The 2,896-nt window shown below is 64.2% G+C and carries 5 protein-coding genes; 2 read left to right on the forward strand and 3 right to left on the reverse strand.

The genetic code is table 11. The features are described 5' to 3' along the window. From AHiyo1_RS13885 to AHiyo1_RS13895, 3 genes are all read right to left on the reverse strand, one after another. On the reverse strand, positions 1-786 hold a 786-nt coding region (locus AHiyo1_RS13885; protein WP_059388960.1), incomplete at its 3' end, for a 5'-3' exonuclease. An 80-nt stretch (positions 787-866) separates the two neighbouring features. After that, positions 867-1,478 carry a hypothetical protein gene (locus AHiyo1_RS13890; RefSeq protein ID WP_059388961.1) on the reverse strand — a complete coding sequence of 204 codons (612 nt, stop codon included), beginning with the start codon at positions 1,476-1,478 and terminating at the stop codon, positions 867-869. Positions 1,479-1,626: 148 nt separating this feature from the next. Next, on the reverse strand, positions 1,627-2,508 hold the full coding sequence (locus AHiyo1_RS13895; RefSeq protein ID WP_059388962.1) for a helix-turn-helix transcriptional regulator: 882 nt from the start codon (positions 2,506-2,508) through the stop codon (positions 1,627-1,629). Between the two features lie 93 nt (positions 2,509-2,601). Between AHiyo1_RS13895 and AHiyo1_RS26825 the strand changes: the two genes are divergently transcribed. After that, a complete protein-coding gene (locus tag AHiyo1_RS26825) occupies positions 2,602-2,778 on the forward strand; it encodes a hypothetical protein (protein ID WP_253257341.1) in 177 nt (58 codons plus the stop codon). A 19-nt stretch (positions 2,779-2,797) separates the two neighbouring features. Next, positions 2,798-2,896 (forward strand): hypothetical protein (locus AHiyo1_RS26830; RefSeq protein ID WP_253257378.1); only part of this gene is annotated, 99 nt, incomplete at its 3' end.

Raw genomic sequence — 2,896 nt, forward strand, 5'->3', positions numbered from 1 at the left:
CACGACGTTCACAACAACGGGCGCAACAGCCAGATAATCGGCGGAAGCGGCGAGTTTCGTCCTTACAGGCGCGGACAGCCCGCTGCCTGGATCCCTCGCTGCAGCGAGCAACTTGTCGAGCGTGCCGTACGTCGCGAGCAACGACGCGGCCGTCTTTTCACCGATCCCGCCCACACCCGGCAGCCCGTCCGATGCGTCGCCGCGTAGCGTCGCGAAATCGGCGTACTGCTCGGGCAGCACTCGATATTTGCCCACGACGACGGCATCCGTCACGACCTCAAGGTTCTTCATGCCCCTCGCCGTGTAGATGACGCGCACCTGGCGGGCATCATCGACCACCTGGAACAGATCCCGGTCGCCCGTCACGACGTCTACGGGAACCCCGGCGTGGCTCGCGTAGCTGCCGATGACGTCGTCGGCTTCATGGGAGGCAGCCCCGACGACGGCGATCCCCGCAAGGCGGAGGACCTGCCGGATCATGGGAACCTGCAGCTGCAGCGCATCCGGTACCACTTCGACGTCGGGCGCACCCTCGACCGCCTCCGCCACCCGATGCGACTTGTACGTCGGGATGAGATCCACGCGCCACTGCGGGCGCCAGTCTTCGTCCCAGCACGCAACCAGATGTGTCGCCCCATAGTCGGTGGCGAGCCGCGCGATCATGTCCAGCAGACCGCGAACGGCGTTTACCGGGGTGCCATCGGCGCGGCGGATCGAATCGGGCACGCCGAAGAAGGCGCGAAAGTAGAGCGAGGCCGTATCAAGGAGCATCAGGCGGTGAGGCATAACCGATCCTTACATCCACAAGCGGCAAAGGCAGGTGCTTTCCAGTTTCCCGGAGAAGCACCTGCCCTTGTAGCGACGTGTTACTTCTTGGCGCGGCGGCGAATCACCGCTGTGGATGCCGCGCTCGCGGCCAAAGCGCCTGCGCCGACCAGCGACCACAGGATCAGGTTGGACTCTGCAACAGTGTTGGCCTCGCCACTTGCTGTGCCAGCGGCGGTAACGCTGGAAACAGCAGCAAGTCCGGAATTGCCCTTGCCGTTGCCGCCGCCATGGTTGCCGCCCCCGTTATTGTTGCCTCCGCCGTTGCCGGAATTCACAACCACGGCTGCCCAGCGCCTGTTGCCGGACGTGGCGCCGACAGCGCCGATCATGTAGTTGCCGCCGTCGGTGAAGGTAATGGGCGTTGAGAAAGCGCCGGTGCCGTCAGCAATCACGCTGAAGTTGGACGGAGCGGGCCTCCCGCCGTCCGAAGCCTTCTTGCCGCCGGTTCGCTCGAACGTGATGTTGACTGTTTCGCCGGCGATGTAGCCGCTACCGGAGAAAGTGATGGATTCGCCGCGAGATATGGTTCCGTCAGAAACGGTTCCGTACTCATTGCCCGGCGCCGGGTAGGTGGTGGATGCTACGGCCGGCGCGGTGCCGGCCAGTACGATTGTTCCTGCAAGTGCAAGCGCTGCAATAGACTTCTTCATTTGTCCCCCCTGAGACGAATTACGGAATTCACGTGAATAGTGGGGAATATAGATCCCCTGCGATTGCGTGCTGAAATCCCAAATGTCTAGCCAGCGACGACGGTATCATCCACAGCTGCTCAGGTCGACAACGTGGTGCGGCAGCCCTTCATTTCTTTCCCTGAGCCGCTATTTGTGACGTGTCGCGCTGGGTGGCAGCCCAGCTGGCGAGGACTTTCAGTGCGTCCTCGGAGGGGGTCCCGGGGTCAGCCGTGTAGACGTTGATGCGCAGTCCCGGGTCTGCGGGAAGTTCCAGCGCTTCAAAGCTCAGGTCAAGGTCGCCGACGATCGGGTGGTGGAGGTGTTTGCGGCCGGCGCGGTGGTACTTCACGTCGTGACGGGCCCACCGCGTGCGGAACTCTTCGCTGCGGGTGGAGAGTTCACCGATCAGGTCCGTGAGGTCCCTGTCGTACGGGTTTTTTCCGGCGGTGGAGCGCAGGACCGCGACGATGTCGTCCGCTGCGCGTTCCCAATCGGCGAAGAACTCCCGCGCTTTGGGGTTCAGGAAAGTGAAGCGCGCGCTGTTCGGCGGAGTGGCCACCTCTGCCATCATGTCCAGATACAGGGCCAGGCCCAGCTCGTTGGCGGCGAGGACATCCCCGCGATCGTTGCGAACCCAAGCCGGCGCTGCTGTAATCGCATCGATGACGCGTTGCACGCTCGGCCGCACTGTCTGCGGGCTGTGCTTGCGCCTCACCCTTGGGGAGGCGGTGGCGGCACGGGCCAGGTCAAAAAGGTGGGCCGTTTCGGCGTCGTCAAGCTTCAACGCACGCGCGAGGGCTTCGAGGACACTGTCCGAGGCGCCGGAGAGGTTTCCGCGCTCAAGGCGTATGTAGTAGTCGATGCTCATCCCGGCGAGCATCGCGACTTCTTCGCGGCGCAGTCCGGTGACCCGCCGGTTGCCGCCGTAGACGGGAAGCCCTGCCTCGTCCGGGGTGATCCTTGCCCGGCGGGAGGTCAGGAACTTCCGCACGTCCTCGCTGTGTGTCATGGCATCCACGCTACGCCGGGTCGATCGGCCAAGGGAGGCACTGGCGTTACCCGGAACGGCCGGGACTCCCGGTCCGTATGGAATTACGGTTGCATGGAGAGCATGAAACCTGAACCCGCAACAGCCTCCCATCCGGGAGCGATCCTGGCGATCATCCTCCTCAGCTACTTCATGATCCTGCTGGACAACTCGGTCATCTTCACTGCCCTGCCGAGCCTGCAGGCGGAGCTGCGGCTCCCTGCTCACCGCGAGCTTCCCGGAAGGCCGTGAACGCACCCGGGCCGTTGCCTTGTACGGCGCTACCGCAGGCATCGGCGCCAGCCTGGGGCTGGTCATCGGCGGGGCGCTGGCACACTGGATCTCCTGGCGGGCTGGATTCTTCGTCAAT

Origin of the sequence: Arthrobacter sp. Hiyo1 (assembly GCF_001263615.2) — a bacterium.
Classification (GTDB): Bacteria; Actinomycetota; Actinomycetes; order Actinomycetales; family Micrococcaceae; genus Arthrobacter.

Bases quoted from the DNA above. Each gene is read 5' to 3' on its own strand.
- AHiyo1_RS13890 (WP_059388961.1), bottom strand. From the start codon at position 1,478: ATGAAGAAGTCTATTGCAGCGCTTGCACTTGCAGGAACAATCGTACTG.
- AHiyo1_RS13895 (WP_059388962.1), bottom strand. From the start codon at position 2,508: ATGACACACAGCGAGGACGTGCGGAAGTTCCTGACCTCCCGCCGGGCA.
- AHiyo1_RS26825 (WP_253257341.1), top strand. From the start codon at position 2,602: ATGGAGAGCATGAAACCTGAACCCGCAACAGCCTCCCATCCGGGAGCG.